The sequence below is a fragment of the Nocardia sp. CDC160 genome, from assembly GCF_035818795.1.
Lineage (GTDB): Bacteria > Actinomycetota > Actinomycetes > Mycobacteriales > Mycobacteriaceae > Nocardia.
This window is the reverse complement of the sequence record NZ_JAYKYT010000005.1, coordinates 409,558-424,845: the sequence shown is the minus strand read 5'-3', so window position 1 is coordinate 424,845 and position 15,288 is coordinate 409,558. Positions and strand designations below refer to the sequence as shown.

Below are 15,288 nucleotides of genomic sequence, written 5' to 3'. Positions count from 1 at the left end.
AGAGAGAGGTATGTCAACGGATTCCGGTCTGTCCCTGGACGACAGCGTGCGCGCCATGGTGTTGCTCATGCCCCGGTTGATCGGGCGCGCGAAACGCCTGCCGGTCCCGGCGGCCTTGCGCTCGTTCGATCTCGCGCCTCGCCATCTGTCGATGCTGACCTACGTGCTGTTCGACGGTCCACTGACGGTGAACGAGCTGGCGCGTCGGCTCGAGGTCGCGCCCACCACCGTGAGCCTGATGGTCGCGGACCTCAGCCGCCAGGGCGTTGTGGAGCGACGAACCGACGACAACGACCGCAGACGAACCCTCGTCGCCATCGCCGATTCCCATCGCAAAGCCATCGAGGCCTGGCTCGGCAATGCCGACCACGGCTGGCGCACCGCCCTGGCCCCCCTGACCCCCGACCAACGCGCCCTCGTAATAGCGACCCTTCGCGCCTACGAGGAAGCCGTCTCCGACCACTGACAGACCTCCCCCCACACGACCCCGCATGCGAATTCGATGTCAAACCTGTTGGCGGAGTGTGCGGCGGCCGGGTCATTCCGTCGTGAATCCGGCCTCGCGGTCGGCGGATTCGATCTGGGCGTGAAAGCGCTTGTGGACCCAGTGTCGCTCACCGAGCAGGCTCACCTGGGCCCAGCGCCCGGAGACCGGGCCGAGGCGGGTGTGGCGCGGCATGGTGCCCAGGAGTCGGCGCGGGGTGGCCCCGCCGGAGAATTTGGTGCTGTCGAGCACGTAGATGGCATCGGAAGTGATCGCGACACACCGGTATTCGATCCAGAACATCGTCAGGCCGGTGAGATAGGTGATGAGGAAGAATGCGAAGTTCGGGGCGGCCTGGCCGATGAACGCCTGGCGAATCTCGCTGCCCGCGGGGAGGAACGGGGCGGCGCGTTCGACCAGGTCCGGTCGTGGGCGCGATCGTGCTGACGCGTCGGCGGGTCCGTCGTCGGTAGCCACCTGATCCACTCTAATGTTCCGATTCCAATGTGGCCCAGGCTGTTCTGGTTCTCCAACTAGAGTGGTGCGTCACAGAACGCACCGGATGCCGGTCGCGGTCGCGCGCGGGTTTCCAAGTCCTGCGGGGCAGTGCACCGGGACCAACAGGCGGCGAGTGGTGCCGCCTGTCGGTCGCGCAGGGTGCGGACTCGGAAGGTCAGCCGTTGTGGCGGACCACCAGGAAATTGTCCCCCTGCTGCGGGTCGGCGGTACTGCCGACGATGAGGATCTTGCCGTCGGACTGCACCGCGACGGCGTTGGCGTGATCTGCTTGGGTGCCCAGATCGGTCGAGACCTTGCCGCCGTCACCGAATCCGGTGTCGGGCTTGCCCTCGGCGGTGTAGCGGGCGACGGCGATGTTGTCGCCGGTCGCAGTGCCGGTGCTGGTTCCGGCGGCGACCAGCTTGCCGTCCCGGGTGATCGCGAGCCCGGAGGCGGTATCGGCCTTGCCACCGAAATCGGTCGACGCCTTGCCGTTGTCGCCGAATCCCATGTCCTGTTTGCCGTCGGCGGTGTAGCGCACCAGGACGAAGTTGTCACCCTGCGCGGAATCATGTGTGGAGCCCGCGATCACGATCCGACCCTCGGAGGTGAGCGCGACGGCGTTGGCGTGATCGGCCTGGCTACCCAGATCGGTCGAGACCCTGCCGCCGTCACCGAAACCGGTGTCGAGTGTGCCGTCGGAGGTATAGCGGGACACCGCGATGTTGTCGCCGCCGGTGGTGCCGTGGCTGGTGCCCGCCGCGACGATCTTGCCATCGGACTGCACGGCCACCGCGTTGGCGACATCGGCCTTACCGCCGAAATCCGTCGAGATCACGCCGTCGCGGCCGAATCCGGTGTCGGGCTTGCCATCCGGTGCGTAGCGCATCACAACGAAATTGTCGCCCTGGGCCGGATCGCGGGTGGAGCCCGCGACAACGATCTTGCCGTCGGACTGCACCGCGACGGCATTGGCGTGATCTGCTTGGGTGCCCAGATCGGTCGAGACCTTGCCGCCGTCACCGAATCCGGTGTCGGGCTTGCCGTCGGAGGTGTAGCGGGCCAGGGCGATGTTGTCGCCGGTGGCGGTGCCGTGGCTGGTGCCTGCGACGACGATCTTGCCGTCGGATTCGATGGCGACGGCGTTGGCCACATCGGCCTTACCGCCGAAATCGGTGGAGACCTTGCCGTGGTCGCCGAATCCGGTGTCGAGCTGGCCGTCCGGGGTGTAGCGGACGACCGCGAAATTGTCGCCCTGGGTGGGATCCTGGGCCGAGCCCGCGACGACGATCTTGCCATCCGGCTGTACCGCCACCGCTCGCGCGCGGTCGCCGCGCGATCCGAGATCGGTGGTTACCTTGCCGCCGGAACCGAACCCGCTATCCAGAGCTTCTGCGGCGGGAGTGGTGGAGTGCGAACTCGCGCAGGACGTCACCGCTAGCGCGGCGATCACACCGAAACTCCAGCGCGACAACGTCTTCCCGGTCGATCGTGTGGCACACAGCAATCCAGCTACCTCATTTCGATAGTTCGACGACGGTAGAGCGATTGTTCGGCGAGAACACACCGAGAGCGTGGACAGTATGGCCACCAATGATCGGCGACATCACCGATTGAACATGTGGCGGCGAGTTACGGCGTGTCCGTCACGAAGTGGCGAATGCCGCTAGGTCGGCGGGGTCGTGGGCCGAGACGATGCGTAGGTCGGGCTGGTCGAGGCGGTGGAGTTCGGCGATTCGCTGTTGGTTTTCGCGCAGTTTGGCGCGGTCGTAGGTGGCGAGGGATTCCATGGCCTTGACCGGCCATGGGATGGGGGTTCGGCCGTGGATGGCTCCCCAGTGGTAGAACGCGTCGCCGCAGTGCAGGAGCCAGTGGTCGTCGGCGTCGACGGCGACGCATGCGTGTCCGCGGGAGTGGCCGGGGGTGGGGATGAGGACCAGGCCGGGGGCGATGGAGGTGAGTTCCTTGGCGGCGGGGAAGCCGCGCCAGGATTCTCCGCCGGGGGAGTGTTCGACGAACTGGGCGCCGTGGGCCCATTGTGCGCTGCGGTAGCGTGCTCGCTCCCGGCGTCCGGGTGTGATTACCGCGGCCAGCATTTCGGCCGCGGTGGTGTGGATCTTCGCGTGGGGGAAGTCGGCGATGCCGCCGATGTGGTCCATGTCCAGGTGGGTGACGATGATGTGCCGTACGTCTTCGCGGGTGAAGCCGAGACGCTCGATCTGACGCAGGGCGGTCTCGTTCGGGTCGAAGGCCGGTTTGATGAGGTGCCGCATCGGGCCGACACGGACGGCCGGATTTGCGATGTCCGCGAGACCGAACCCCGAATCGACCAGGACCAGACCGTTGCGGTCGGTCTCGACGAGGAACACGTGCGCGACCATCGGGTAGGTCGGCATGTTCATGGTGCCGCAGTTGAGGTGGTGGACCCTCACCGGTGAGCCTCCCAGATCCGGTGGGCCTCGTCGTCGGGCTTGTGCTTGTTGCCGAGCGAAGAGGGCAGTGCCCGAAGGGTTTTGGCGAGCCAGAGATAGGTCGACGGCTTCTTGAAGTCCATGCCGCCGAACAGTTGCTTCAGAATGCTCAGCTGGTCGAAGTAGATGCGCTCACAGATCAGTTGCTCGCCCTCGAAGATGAAGAACGCGGTCATGCGGACCTTGAACTTGTTCCCGGTCGGCGGGATGGTCCCGAACGGTCCTTTGTGGGTGCCGAGGAGATAGAACTCGACGACGACCGCGTCCTCGGTGTGGCGGAGCTGGATCATCTCGTGTCGCTGATCCGGGAACGCCACGCGCGTATCGCGGTAGTAGTTGCGCACCTCGGTCTCGCCGTCGTGCACCACACCCATCGGGATCAGCTCATAGCGTGGGTGCGGGAATGTCGACAAGGTCGCGTCCCAGTCTTGACGGACCTCGTCGGCGAAGTGGTCGAGGACGAGCCGCTCGCGGTACGCGCGAAGCTCCGGGGTGAGCGTGGTGTCGGCCATATGAATCCAACCTTCGAGAAAACCACAGCGTGGATTTACTGCCTCAGGTTAAAACCACGGGCCCGTGGGTGAGATGCCGATGACCTGCCGAACTGTCGAGTCGAATCCAAAGCGCAAGAACAACAGTCGCTCCTACCGTCTGGTATCTCCAGCGGCCGCCGATCCGTTGTTGCAGGGAGCAAAAGTGGAATCTGGCGGCCGCGTAATGTACTCGCAACGCGCTGACCTTGACGTTCCCCCGGTTCATGGCGTATCGAATGGGGTACAGCTACCGATATAGCCGGTAGAGACGACGCGTGGAGAGAGGCGGTCCAGGTGTCGATGCGTCCTCCCTTGCCGACTCGCCTGTGGCGGGTGCGGCCGTGGAACCCCAATCCGCTGATGCGCGTCTCGGATCGGGCCGAGGTGGTGTTGCGGGCCGTGGCGGTGGTTGTGGTGGCGGCGGCCGTGCCGATCGCGGGGGCGGTTGGGACCGTGAGCTATACGGGTGCGCAGGCTCGGATCGCCGCGCAGGACGCGGGGAAGACCAAGGTGACGGCCACCGAGACCGCCGATGCCGTGCGGCTGCCGGACAGCGATCACTATGCGGGGCATCAGGACCGGTATCAGGCTCCGGTGCAATGGACCATCGATGGGAAGAGCGGCACCGCCACCGTCGATGTCATTGGGCCGCAGGCCGCGGGGTCGAGCGTGACGCTGTGGGTCAAGGACGGTCAGCCGACGCTGGCTCCCGCTCGGCCGGGCGCGGCCGCGGCCGAGGGGATCGGGACGGGGTTGGCGGTGCTGGTCGAAACCTGGTGTGCCGCAGCGGCATCGGTGTGGTTCACCGGCACCGTGTTCGATGCCAGACGATATGCGCGCTGGGAGCGCGAGTGGCGGGGGATCAACCGACCGATCGGCAAGGACACGCTCTAGCGCCGGTGATCAGTACTCGCCGTGAATGAGATTCCGCGGCGGCTCGCCGGACAAATAACGCGCGATCTCGGCGGTCGCGATGGACCAACCCCGCTGCAGATTGCCATTGCTGCTGCCGCCCACGTGCGGGGTCAGCAGCAGGCCCGGCGCATCCCAGAGCGGATGATCCTCCGGCAGCGGCTCCGGGTCGGTGACGTCGAGAATGGCGCGCAGGCGGCCGGATTGGAGCTCGGCGAGGAGATCGTCGGTGCGCACGACCGGGCCGCGGGCGGCATTGACCAGGATGGCATTGTCGGCCATGCGGGCCAGGAAGGCGGCGTCGACCATGCCGATGGTGGACGTGGTGACCGGGACCATGAGCACGACGGCGTCGAAATGCGGCAGCAGGTCCGGGATTTCGTCGACGCCGTGGACGCCGTCGCGGGCATGCGTACCGACCAGTTCGACTGTGGTGTCGAAGGGCTCCAGCATGCGACGCAGTTCGGTCGCCAGATCGCCCGCGCCGATGATCAGGATTCGCTTGCCGTGCAAGGTATCCGTGCGATGCTGGGTCCAGCGGTGCTCGCGCTGGGCCAGGGCGAAGCCGGTGAATTCGCGGTACACCGAGAGCAACCCGGTGATCGCCCATTCCGCGGTGCTCGCGCCGTGCGCGCCGCGGCCGGTGGAGATCGCGATGGTGTCGGGCAGCTTGCCCACCCACGCCTCGGCCCCCGCGGTGAGCAGCTGCACCAGCCGCAGCTTGGGCAGCGAGCGCGCCAGCTCGACGAGTTCGGGTCGCCCGGCGAGGAATCCGGGCACCAGGATCTCCGCCTCGTCGGCGCCCTCGGGCAGCGGCTGCCCGAGCTCGTAGCGCAGGGGGCGCGCGCCCTCTAGCCGCGAGATGGCAGCGAAACCGTAGTCGTCCGGAACCAGCACCGTCACCGTCATGACAGCGACGCTAGCCGACCGGGTGAATTCCGGTCAGCCGCGGTCGGTATCGCGCGGGGCACCTCGGCATCGGGCGGGCACCCTTGGCATCGCGTGGAGCACCCTCGCCATCGCACGGGGCTCTGTCGGTATCGCGGGCCTCTGTCGGTATCGCGCGACGCTCTGCCGGTATCGCGACGGGTACCGCGGAAACCGCGCCGCATCCGATCAATAGCGCGGGTGGGCGAGGTAGCGGGCCGGTGCGCCCAGCAGCCACCGGATCAGTGCGGCGGTCAGCACCAGGATTCCCAACGAGGTGAGCGCCGGGGTGGCGATGAGCCAGCCCGCGTCGAGCAGCGCCAGGCCGAGCACGGCGAGCATGCGGTGTCCTCTGGAGGACCGGGGTCCTATTTGGCGACGGATTCTTTCTCGGTTGTGCCCCCGCTCTTCCGGAACGGGTTGACCGGCCAGTTCGGTCGCGTGAACTTCTGCTGCGGCGTCTTGGCCATGGGCACCACCGGCTGACGGGGTGTATCCACGCTACGCGCGGGCTTGGCCTCGGGTGCCGGTTTCGCGAGTTCCTTTCGCGCCGCCGCCATTTCGCGCCGCGACTGCCGCAGCTCGCGCCGCGCCACCACGCTACGCCGGGACGTGGTCCACAGCCCGGCCAGCAGCAGAATGAATCCCGCCGTGCCGACCGCGCCGACCAGAATCCCGTAGGCGAACAACAATCCGGAGGACCCGCCATAGGTGTGATCGAAAACGGTGAAACCGCCGGGCAATCGGTGACCGTCACCGCTGTTGGCCTGCACCCCGGCCACTCCCACGGTCACAGCACCCAGCAGAGCGATGAGTCCGATGATGGTGAACATGCCTGGGCAATTCCCGCTGGCCGAGCGGTCAAACCGCAGGACAGCGCGTCGTCCTGCGGCTCGCCGCCAACCCGGTGCGCCGGGCTCGTCTCACGCCGCGGGAGCGCCGTCCTCGGGACCGAACGCGCGGTCGTCGGGCAGAGTCCCGGCACCGAGCGCCGACTCCGACGGCGGCGGCGCGAGCGGATCGACATACGCGCCCGGATCCTCGGGGCCCTCGCTCGTCGGGGTCATGAGCACGAACTCGCCGTGGACGACCGGAGTCACGCTGTTCCAGGCCGACATTCGGTAGTTCTCCCACTTCCGGGTGTCGGGGTTCTTCAGGATGATCAGCGTGTTGTCGAACTGCTCCTGGGTGAAGTCGGCATTCCACAGGCGCGCGAACTGGGGATGGCCGACACACGGGGCGAGCACCTCGCGCATCTCCTCGGCGGACAGCGCCACCGGGCCCAGGATCTTGAAGCCATAGAGCAGCCGCGCCACGATGGTCTGCCAGTTCGCGATCGAGGTCCGCGCGTACTGATTGTTGAAGAACCAGTCGAAGAGGTTCTTCGGGGCCAGCGCGTCCGGCGCCGGGGTTTCCAGACCGACCAGGGTGCGCGCACCGATGTCGTTGATCTGCAACACGTCGAAGCGCGGCACGCCCAGGTGCATGGCCACGTACGGCAGCGCGTCGAGGCGTTCCTGGTCGAGCGCGGTGAGGCGGCTCGGCCAACTGCCCGGATTCGGGTCGTAGAGGCCGGAGGCGATATTGGCGAGGATGAGGCGCAGGAAGAACTGGGGCAGGTCCACCGCCTTGCACCAGTAGGCCAGGTAATCGGGGTGGAAGGCGATCCGGCCGCCCTCCAGCTTGGCGTAGTGCTTGGCGTCGACGCCCATGGCCTCGGCGACCTCACGCTGGGTGAGGCCCTTGTTTTCGCGGTAGCGCCGCACGAACTTGTGGAGCGGACCGCGATTCTGGTCGATCCAGTCCTGGGTGATCGGGGTGTTCATGATTCCTCGGTGTCAGTGCATTTGCGAACTTCTTGTGCGCATGCGTGGTCCAACCCCTCGAATCGGTGTGTGCGAGGCTGCTTCTCGGCGTTGTCCAACGGCCCGTGACGGCCTGTCGGCAACCTCTGCCGAGAAGTGGCGGAGATCATGCGGGATGCGACGCGAACACGCAGGTCAGAGGCGGTAGCCAGATCGGCGGGCGCGCGAGCGTTGACAGTGTACAAACGCTCGCTTTTTACTTTTCCGGTGACCCCGGCAATCGGTGGGCATCAGCCGCGCACCGGGTGCCGCAGGGAGGCGGAGACGGTGTGGCGGCCCGTATCACCGAATGCGTCGGACTCCGGCCGGGAGGGCTAGGGGCCGAGCCCGAGGGGTGTGATGCGGGGATGGCGGGGACCTCTGTCGAGGTCCCGCCATCGGGAATCCATAACGACCCCGGCAGTCCTCGGCGTGCCGCGGGCGATGCTGTCGCAATCTGCTAGCAAACTTTGCCTTATGTCCCTATTGCCGGATTGTCGGCTCGGGTAGCCGTCGGTGGCCGCGCCCGTGCGCCGTGGCCCGTCGCCCATGCTGGCGACCGGGGGCGCGCCGCCGGACGGGCCGGGGTGGGCGGTGGAGATGAAATGGGACGGGGTGCGGATCATCGCGGTGTGCGAGGCGGGGGCGTGCACTCTGCTCAGCCGCAATGGGAATGACGTGAGTGCGGCGTATCCGGAGGTCGTGGGGGCGCTGAAGGGGCTGTCCGGCAAGGGATCTCTGATTCTGGATGGGGAGATCATCGCGGCGGATCGCGACGGTGCGCCGTCGTTCGGGCTGTTGCAGCGGCGGATGCATGTGGCGCGGCCGGGGGAGCAGTTGGTGGCCGAGGTGCCGGTGCGGTTCTTCGTCTTCGATCTGCTGCGGGTGGACGGGGTCGATGTGATGGGGGAGACCTATCTCGAGCGACGCGCGCGACTCGCGGAAGTGGCGCTGCCGCCGCCGATTTCGATGCCGCCGTATTGGATCGATGTGGATGCGAGCGCATTGCTGGAGGTGGCGCGCGAGCATCGGATCGAGGGGATCGTCTCGAAGCGGACCGATTCGGTGTATCTGCCTGGGCGGCGCTCACCGGCCTGGATCAAGACGCCGCTGCGGCAGAACACCGAAGTCGTGGTGGCGGGTTGGACGCCCGGGGCCGGTGCGTTCGGCGCGACCTTCGGATCGCTGGTGATGGGCGCGCACGACGAAACCGGGCAACTGGTCTACATCGGCAATGTCGGAACCGGATTCACGCAGGCGGCCCGGCGTGTCCTGCGCGGCGTCCTGGACGAGATCACCGTCTCCGCAAGCCCTTTCGAGCGGCCCCCACCGGAAGCCGGTGCGGGCGGCTGGCACTGGGTGGATCCGATCCTGGTCGGCGACGTCGAATACCGCGAATTCTCCGGCGAGCGACTGCGCATGCCCAGCTGGAAGGGGCTGCGCACCGACAAGCCGCCCGCCCTGGTCGAGGTGCCGCCGCGGCGCTGATGCTGGGAGTGAACCATGAGATGCGACAAGGCAATTGGCGAATTCTTCAACTTTGGACCACAATCGGAGGAATGGGCGGCGTTGGGGCACGAAGGCTGCGCGAGCTCTCGGCTGCCGATTCACTGAAACGGCTGGCCAGCGCGCAATACGGTCGAATTGTGTACTCGCGCCGCGGACTTCCGATCATCAGGCCCGTCAACCACATTGTCGAAGAGGACGTTGTGGTGGTGCGTGCGCACCTGGGCGCAAGCCTGTTGCGGGGTGACGGCCAGGTGGTGGCCTACGAGGCCGACTCCTTCGACGAGCACACCCGGCAGGGCTGGAGCGTCATCGTCACCGGGGTGGCGCGGGTGGTCATGGATCCGGAACAGGTGCAGCGTTACGAGACGCTGCTCGACCCGTGGATCAATCTGCCGATGGACCATGTGATTCGCATCGAGGCCGAGGTCGTCACCGGTCTGGAATTGATCGACGAAGCAGGCTGAGGCGCTGCCGTAATAGGTTCGGGGTCCCGCCACGCGCGCGGGTGACTGTGACACGCGATACCGCTCCGGTAGCGTGACACGCCGTTGGACCGAGCACGGCAATCCGTCGGCTAGCTCGGTGCGGCCGGGTGCTCCCTCACCAACGGCGAGTTCCGGCCGCACGCACGTGAGAGGAACCGCATTTGACAGCCTCAGAAAGGCAGCAGCTACCGGACACCGGAGCCGCACCCACCCAGGACGAGGGATACTCGCGCGGCCTGTCGCCGCGCACGATTCAGATGATCGCCATCGGCGGCGCGATCGGCACCGGCCTGTTCTACGGCGCGGGCGGCGCGATCGAAAAGGCCGGACCGGCACTCATCCTCTGCTATCTGGCCGCGGGCCTGGCCATCTTCGTGATCATGCGGGCACTGGGCGAACTGCTCACCTATCGCCCGGTCACCGGCAGCTTCGCCGAATACGCGAACGAGTTCCTGGGCCGCTTCGCGGGCTTCGCCACCGGGTGGACGTATTGGGCGGTCTGGGTGGCCACCTGCATGGCCGAGATCACCGTCGCGGGCAAGTACGTGCAGTACTGGTTCGACATCCCGCAGTGGGTGACCGCGCTGGTGGTGCTCGGCATCATGTTCATCGCGAATCTGGTGTCGGTGCGGCTGTTCGGCGAGGGCGAATTCTGGTTCTCCGCCATCAAGGTGACCGCCATCCTGGCCATGATCGTGATCGGCCTCGGCGTGCTCGTCTTCCACTTCGGCCACGCCACCAACCCGACCGTGACCAACCTGTGGAACGACGGCGGCGTCTTCCCCAACGGGGTCGGGCAGGCGATGCTGGCGCTGCAGATCGTCGTGTTCGCCTATGTCGGTGTGGAATTGGTGGGCGTCACCGCCGGTGAGGCGCGCGACCCGAAGCGCACCCTGCGCAAGGCCATCAACACCCTGCCGTTCCGCATCGGCCTGTTCTACATCGGCGCGCTCATCGTCATCATGTCGGTGTCGAGCTGGCGCACCTTCCACGCGGGCCGCAGCCCGTTCGTGGAGGTCTTCGAACAGATCGGCATCCCCGGCGCGGCGGGCATCATCAACTTCGTCCTGCTGACCGCCGCCCTGTCCTCCTGCAACTCCGGTATCTACTCCACCGGCCGCATGCTCCGCAGCCTCTCCCAACGCGAAGAGGCCCCCGCCGCGCTCGGCTCCCTGAGCCCCCGCTCGGTCCCCGCCGCGGGCATCGCCGTCTCCGCCGCGGTCATGGTCATCGGAGTAGCGGTCAACTACTTCTCCCCCGACAAGGCCTTCGGCTACATCACCTCGGTCTCCACCATGGGCATCATCTTCGTCTGGGGCATGATCCTCGTCTGCCACCTCCTCTACCGCCTCCGCGTCAACCGAGGAACGTTGCCCGCCAGCGACTACCGCCTCCCGGGTGCCCCCTACACCACGGTCCTCGCCCTGGCCTTCCTGGCCCTGGTCGTAGTCCTGCTCTTCTTCACCGAAGACGGCCGCAGCGCCCTCGTGGTAGGCGTCGTCTGGGGCATCCTGGTCTGCGCCGGATACCCCCTGCTCTCCCGCAAGCACGCGGAAACGGCTGCCCCCGGGACGCGCTAGTCTCGGAAGGCATGACGCACGCTCGCGATCGTCGGGGTAGACATTCGGGCGCGTTCGACCCGGAAACGGTGCCGCTGCGCCCGGAACCGACCAGATCCAGAGCCCGCCCACCCACCGTCCGTCGCCCCCGCGGTCCTTCGCGGGGGCGGCGGGCGCTGGTGGCGGGGCGGGCGGTGATGGTGTTGGTGGCGGTGGGGGTGTTGGTGGGGACGGGGGTGGCTTGGCGGCAGTATCACCGGGAGTTGAATGGGTTGACGGTGTCGGGGGTTAGTCCGGAGGGGCCCAAGTCTTCGGGGAAGACGCAGAACATTTTGATCATGGGGTTGGACAGTCGGCTGGATGAGCATGGGAATCCGTTGCCGCAGGAGATGTATGACGCGCTGCACGCGGGGGATGACAGCGAGGGTGGGTTCAATTCGAATGTGCTGATCCTGGTGCACATTCCGGGGGATGGGTCGAAGTCGACCGCTATTTCTATTCCGCGCGATGATTACGTGACGCTCGATCCGGCGGCGTGTGCGAGCTCGCCGTGCAAGGGGAAGATCAAGCAGGCGTACGGGTTCGCGTATGCGCGGGCCAAGGACAAGTTGCAGGCGGCGGGGGTGAAGGATGCGCTGGAGTTGGATCAGCGCTCGCGGGATGCGGGGCGGTTGGCCGAGAGCAATACGGTCAGCAAGTTTTTGGGCAATGTGCCGGTCGACCATTTCGTCGAGGTGACACTGGCCGCGTTCTTCCAGATCGCGCAGGCGGTGCAGCCGATTACCGTGTGCCTCAATGAGGACACCTCCGACAGTTACTCCGGGGCCAATTTCAAGAAGGGCAAGCAGCAGATCGACGCCTCGCAGGCCATGGCCTTCGTGCGGCAGCGACGCGACCCGGACCAGCCGCTGTTCACCGACCTCGATCGGACCCGGCGGCAGCAGGCGTTCATCGTGTCGCTGCTGCGGCAACTGCAGGACAGCGGAACCCTCAGCAGCCCGAGCAAGCTGCGCAATCTGCTCGACATCGCCAAGCAGAACACCGCCATCGACAAGAGCCTGGACCCGCTGTCGTTCGCGCAGCGAGCATCCGCGCTGTTCAATGACGGGGTCTCGCTGTACACCTTGCCGGTCAAGGACTTCGGGACCGACGATGCCGGAGAATCGATCAATATCGTTGATACCGACGAGATTCGGGGGATCGTGAAGAACCTGCTCTCGCCCGGTGACACCTCGGCCGCCACGACCACCAGCCCGGCACCCACCACCACGACGGCCATTCCCGCCGCCGGTGTCGTGCTCAATGTGGTCAACAGTTCCGGCCAGACCGGCCTGGCGGCCAGGGTGCAGGAAGTACTGGTCGCTCGCGGATTCACCCGCGGCACCGCCGCCACCGGCAGTGCCCGCGACACCACGACCCTCGCCTACGGCACCGGCGCGGAAGCCGCCGCCACTGCCCTGGCGGCCCAACTCGGCCTCACCGCTGTCGCCTCGCCCGCGGTGGAGGAACAGACCATCCAACTGACCCTCGGTGCCGACGCCAAGACCGGAACGATCGCCAATCTCGTGGCCGACCAAGCCGATCCGAGCACGTCGGCCACCCGCAGCACGACGCCCACCACCTCGACCACCCCACCCGCACCCGTCTCGGCCACCGCCTCCGGAACCAACGCCCCGGCCGCCACCGACCTCTCGCAAATGGACACCGGCGGCATTCCCTGTGTGAGGTAACGGAATTCGCGTCTGCGATACCGCGCCGCGGCGTAGCTTGCTAGGTGACCCAGGCGCTCAACGCTGTTCGGCTCGAGGGAGTGCGCGATGGATGATCCGCGACGGTATGTGGTGATCGGCGGGGGATTGGCGGGCCTGGCGTCCGCGGTCTGGCTGGCCGAGGCCGGGAAGCGGGTCACGCTGCTGGAGCGGCGCGGGCGGCTGGGCGGGCGGACGCATGCGCTGGACGTGCCCTCGCTGCGGGACGTGCCGGACAACGGGCAGCATGTGATCGCCAGTGGATACGACCATTTGTTCCGGTATTTGAACAGCGTCGGGACCCGGCAGTATGTGGCCTTCCCGCAGCGCGGGGTGCTGCGCTGGCCGGGCGGGCGCGCGGTCACCATGGGCACCAAGGGGTTTCCCGCCGTGCGGGCGCTGTTCGGCGCGCATCCGGACGCGGGCGTCGGCGACCGCCTGCGCGCGGCCACCGCCACCCTGCGTCTGGGCTGGCAGTGCCTGCGCCAGCCGGGCGACCTCGCCGACCTCACCACCGACCAATGGCTGCGCCGGGTCGGCATGCCCGACACCGCGCGCGAGGCGCTGTGGGATTGGCTGGCACTCGGCATCGCCGCCGAACCGGTGCGACAGGAGTCGGCCAAGGTGTTCGCCGATGTCATGGCCACGGGAATCCGGCTGGGCGTCAAGCATTTCAGGCCGGTGACGATCGGCTATCCGACCACGGATCTGGACACGCTGTTCATCTCCGGGGCACAGCGCGTCTTCGACCGGCACGGCGTCGAGGTGAAATATCGCGCGGTGGCCCGGCGCATCCGCATCGAGGACGGCGCGGTCACCGGTGTGGTGCTAGCCGACGGCGATGTCGAACCGGCCGACGCGATCGTCTGCGCGGTACCCAACTCCTCCATCGGCGGCCTGCTCGACGAGCTCCCCGAGCACGACGAGATCTATTCCGCCGCCGACAAACTCGGCTACACCCCGATCGTCAGCACCAACCTCTACCTGGATCGCCCCCTCGGCACGCACGCCGCCATGGAGGCACTCATCGGCGGCGCGGGCGTCATCGACGAGGTCTTCGACCGCCAACGCATGCACGGCCGCGGCACCCTCAACGGCTGGCTGTACTGCCTGACCACCAGCGGCGCGTACGAGCAGATCCACAAACCACACCACGAGGTGGTCGACGAACAGATGGCATTACTGCGCCGGTACTACCCGGCCGCCCGCGAAGCGAAAGTCCTCCACGCGCAGGTGGTCCCGATGCCGCGAGCGACCTTCTCCCAGGTGGTCGGCACCGAGGGCCTGCGCCCGAGCCAGCGAACCTCCATCCCCACCCTCGTCCTGGCCGGAGATTGGACCCGAACCGACTGGTCGGCCACCATGGATAGCGCCGCCCAAAGCGCCGCCCGCGCCGTAGACCTCCTCCTGGCCCTCCCCGCCCCTCACCCCACCGCCGACTCCACAACCCGCGGTTGACCTTCCGCGAACCCGCGACCCGTGGCGACCGTCCGCCGACCAGCGACTTGCGATCGGGTGACCGCGGCGCGGCCCGGCCGGGGAGCGACCGTATGTGAGATCGGGACGCGTGATCGGCCCTCTACCGCCCCGCGATTGACCGTTCGGTCTGGTTACTCGCGTTCGGCTCGCGGTCGTGGGTCGCGGAAGAAGTTGAGGATCAGGCGGTTGAGGTCGGCGAGGAAGCGGTCGCGGGGGATGGGTGGGGCGTCGAGGAGGTAGCGGATGGTGAGGTGTTCTACCGCGCGGACCAGCATCCAGGCGGCGGCGTCGGTGTCGATGTCGTCGGGGATCGGGTAGTGGCCCATCGAGAGGGCGACTCGGGACAGCTCGCCGATTTGTTGTTCGAAGGCCACGACCGGGCCGTCGGCGGCGAGTCGAGGTGTTTGCTCGACCACGGCGCGCAGTAGTTCACGGTCGTTGCCGAGGGCGTCCAGCAGGTACGAGATGGTTTCCGGCACAGATACTTCCGGCGGCTTGCCGAGATTCGACAGCACTCGCGCGCGGACTCGATCGGCCACCTCGCGGGTGTAGCGCTCGATCACCGCGGCCACCACCGCGTCCTTGTTCGGGAAGTACTGGTACAGCGAGCCGGGGCTGATATTCGCCGCCGCGGCAATGCGATTGGTGGAGGCCCCGTCATATCCGTGGGTGATCAGCACCTGCTGTCCGGCGTCCACGATCCGAGCCACCATGGCGCGCGAGCGATCCTGCTGCGGGGTCCGGCGCGCGGGTGTCGCGGGTGTTTTCGGGGTGCGGCGTTTCGATGTCATGGCGTTTCGGGGGAGATTCGGAATGCGAATTGAATGCGAGCATTTATT

General features: G+C 67.2%; 16 protein-coding genes. 7 read left to right on the top strand and 9 right to left on the bottom strand.

Going from position 1 to position 15,288, the window contains the following annotated elements; translation table 11 throughout:
* Positions 1 to 10 precede the first annotated feature (10 nt).
* Positions 11 to 466: a MarR family winged helix-turn-helix transcriptional regulator gene (locus tag VMT40_RS29700; RefSeq protein WP_326362295.1), complete on the top strand. Its 456-nt coding sequence runs from the start codon at positions 11 to 13 to the stop codon at positions 464 to 466.
* A gap of 72 nt (positions 467 to 538) precedes the next feature.
* Here VMT40_RS29700 and VMT40_RS29695 read toward each other — a convergent pair whose 3' ends face one another.
* The 4 genes from VMT40_RS29695 to VMT40_RS29680 form a co-directional block, all read right to left on the bottom strand.
* Entirely contained in the window at positions 539 to 961 is a 423-nt protein-coding gene (locus VMT40_RS29695) for a hypothetical protein (RefSeq protein WP_326362294.1), read from the bottom strand.
* Positions 962 to 1,157: 196 nt separating this feature from the next.
* Positions 1,158 to 2,435, bottom strand: coding sequence for a hypothetical protein (locus tag VMT40_RS29690; RefSeq protein WP_326362293.1), 1,278 nt, complete (start codon positions 2,433 to 2,435; stop codon positions 1,158 to 1,160).
* Positions 2,436 to 2,628: 193 nt separating this feature from the next.
* Complete coding sequence (locus VMT40_RS29685) at positions 2,629 to 3,414, bottom strand: MBL fold metallo-hydrolase (RefSeq protein WP_326362292.1); 786 nt, start codon at positions 3,412 to 3,414, stop codon at positions 2,629 to 2,631.
* A complete protein-coding gene (locus tag VMT40_RS29680) occupies positions 3,411 to 3,965 on the bottom strand; it encodes an ester cyclase (RefSeq protein ID WP_326362289.1) in 555 nt (184 codons plus the stop codon). The genes VMT40_RS29685 and VMT40_RS29680 overlap by 4 nt, the downstream gene beginning before the upstream one ends.
* Positions 3,966 to 4,286: 321 nt before the next feature.
* Here VMT40_RS29680 and VMT40_RS29675 point away from each other — a divergent pair, with 321 nt between their 5' ends.
* Positions 4,287 to 4,880 carry an Rv1733c family protein gene (locus VMT40_RS29675; RefSeq protein WP_326362287.1) on the top strand — a complete coding sequence of 198 codons (594 nt, stop codon included), beginning with the start codon at positions 4,287 to 4,289 and terminating at the stop codon, positions 4,878 to 4,880.
* Between the two features lie 9 nt (positions 4,881 to 4,889).
* Here VMT40_RS29675 and VMT40_RS29670 read toward each other — a convergent pair whose 3' ends face one another.
* From VMT40_RS29670 to VMT40_RS29655, 4 genes are all read right to left on the bottom strand, one after another.
* A complete protein-coding gene (locus VMT40_RS29670; RefSeq protein ID WP_326362285.1) occupies positions 4,890 to 5,807 on the bottom strand; it encodes a 2-hydroxyacid dehydrogenase in 918 nt (305 codons plus the stop codon).
* A 207-nt stretch (positions 5,808 to 6,014) separates the two neighbouring features.
* Positions 6,015 to 6,167 carry a hypothetical protein gene (locus VMT40_RS29665; protein ID WP_326312423.1) on the bottom strand — a complete coding sequence of 51 codons (153 nt, stop codon included), beginning with the start codon at positions 6,165 to 6,167 and terminating at the stop codon, positions 6,015 to 6,017.
* A gap of 26 nt (positions 6,168 to 6,193) precedes the next feature.
* Entirely contained in the window at positions 6,194 to 6,658 is a 465-nt protein-coding gene (locus tag VMT40_RS29660) for a LapA family protein (protein ID WP_326362284.1), read from the bottom strand.
* A 90-nt stretch (positions 6,659 to 6,748) separates the two neighbouring features.
* Positions 6,749 to 7,651, bottom strand: coding sequence for a helix-turn-helix domain-containing protein (locus VMT40_RS29655; protein ID WP_326362282.1), 903 nt, complete (start codon positions 7,649 to 7,651; stop codon positions 6,749 to 6,751).
* A gap of 534 nt (positions 7,652 to 8,185) precedes the next feature.
* Between VMT40_RS29655 and ligD the strand changes: the two genes are divergently transcribed.
* The 5 genes from ligD (at position 8,186) to hpnE (ending at position 14,428) form a co-directional block, all read left to right on the top strand.
* Positions 8,186 to 9,157: a non-homologous end-joining DNA ligase gene (gene ligD, locus VMT40_RS29650; RefSeq protein WP_326362281.1), complete on the top strand. Its 972-nt coding sequence runs from the start codon at positions 8,186 to 8,188 to the stop codon at positions 9,155 to 9,157.
* On the top strand, positions 9,157 to 9,642 hold the full coding sequence (locus tag VMT40_RS29645; protein ID WP_326362279.1) for a pyridoxamine 5'-phosphate oxidase family protein: 486 nt from the start codon (positions 9,157 to 9,159) through the stop codon (positions 9,640 to 9,642). Before ligD ends, VMT40_RS29645 begins: the two co-directional genes overlap by 1 nt.
* A gap of 182 nt (positions 9,643 to 9,824) precedes the next feature.
* A complete protein-coding gene (locus VMT40_RS29640; protein ID WP_326362278.1) occupies positions 9,825 to 11,243 on the top strand; it encodes an amino acid permease in 1,419 nt (472 codons plus the stop codon).
* 176 nt (positions 11,244 to 11,419) lie between these two features.
* A complete protein-coding gene (locus tag VMT40_RS29635) occupies positions 11,420 to 12,952 on the top strand; it encodes an LCP family protein (protein ID WP_326362792.1) in 1,533 nt (510 codons plus the stop codon).
* 87 nt (positions 12,953 to 13,039) lie between these two features.
* Positions 13,040 to 14,428, top strand: coding sequence for a hydroxysqualene dehydroxylase HpnE (hpnE, locus tag VMT40_RS29630; protein WP_326362277.1), 1,389 nt, complete (start codon positions 13,040 to 13,042; stop codon positions 14,426 to 14,428).
* Positions 14,429 to 14,580: 152 nt separating this feature from the next.
* On the opposite strand, the gene VMT40_RS29625 is transcribed toward hpnE, so the two are convergent.
* On the bottom strand, positions 14,581 to 15,240 hold the full coding sequence (locus VMT40_RS29625; protein ID WP_326362276.1) for a TetR/AcrR family transcriptional regulator: 660 nt from the start codon (positions 15,238 to 15,240) through the stop codon (positions 14,581 to 14,583).
* Between the last annotated feature and the right edge of the window lie 48 nt (positions 15,241 to 15,288).

Coding starts and splice junctions, on each gene's coding strand:
- VMT40_RS29700 (WP_326362295.1), top strand. CDS start 11: ATGTCAACGGATTCCGGTCTGTCCCTGGACGACAGCGTGCGCGCCATG.
- VMT40_RS29680 (WP_326362289.1), bottom strand. CDS start 3,965: ATGGCCGACACCACGCTCACCCCGGAGCTTCGCGCGTACCGCGAGCGG.
- VMT40_RS29675 (WP_326362287.1), top strand. CDS start 4,287: ATGCGTCCTCCCTTGCCGACTCGCCTGTGGCGGGTGCGGCCGTGGAAC.
- VMT40_RS29670 (WP_326362285.1), bottom strand. CDS start 5,807: ATGACGGTGACGGTGCTGGTTCCGGACGACTACGGTTTCGCTGCCATC.
- VMT40_RS29665 (WP_326312423.1), bottom strand. CDS start 6,167: ATGCTCGCCGTGCTCGGCCTGGCGCTGCTCGACGCGGGCTGGCTCATC.
- VMT40_RS29660 (WP_326362284.1), bottom strand. CDS start 6,658: ATGTTCACCATCATCGGACTCATCGCTCTGCTGGGTGCTGTGACCGTG.
- VMT40_RS29655 (WP_326362282.1), bottom strand. CDS start 7,651: ATGAACACCCCGATCACCCAGGACTGGATCGACCAGAATCGCGGTCCG.
- VMT40_RS29645 (WP_326362279.1), top strand. CDS start 9,157: ATGCTGGGAGTGAACCATGAGATGCGACAAGGCAATTGGCGAATTCTT.
- VMT40_RS29635 (WP_326362792.1), top strand. CDS start 11,420: ATGGTGTTGGTGGCGGTGGGGGTGTTGGTGGGGACGGGGGTGGCTTGG.
- hpnE (WP_326362277.1), top strand. CDS start 13,040: ATGGATGATCCGCGACGGTATGTGGTGATCGGCGGGGGATTGGCGGGC.
- VMT40_RS29625 (WP_326362276.1), bottom strand. CDS start 15,240: ATGACATCGAAACGCCGCACCCCGAAAACACCCGCGACACCCGCGCGC.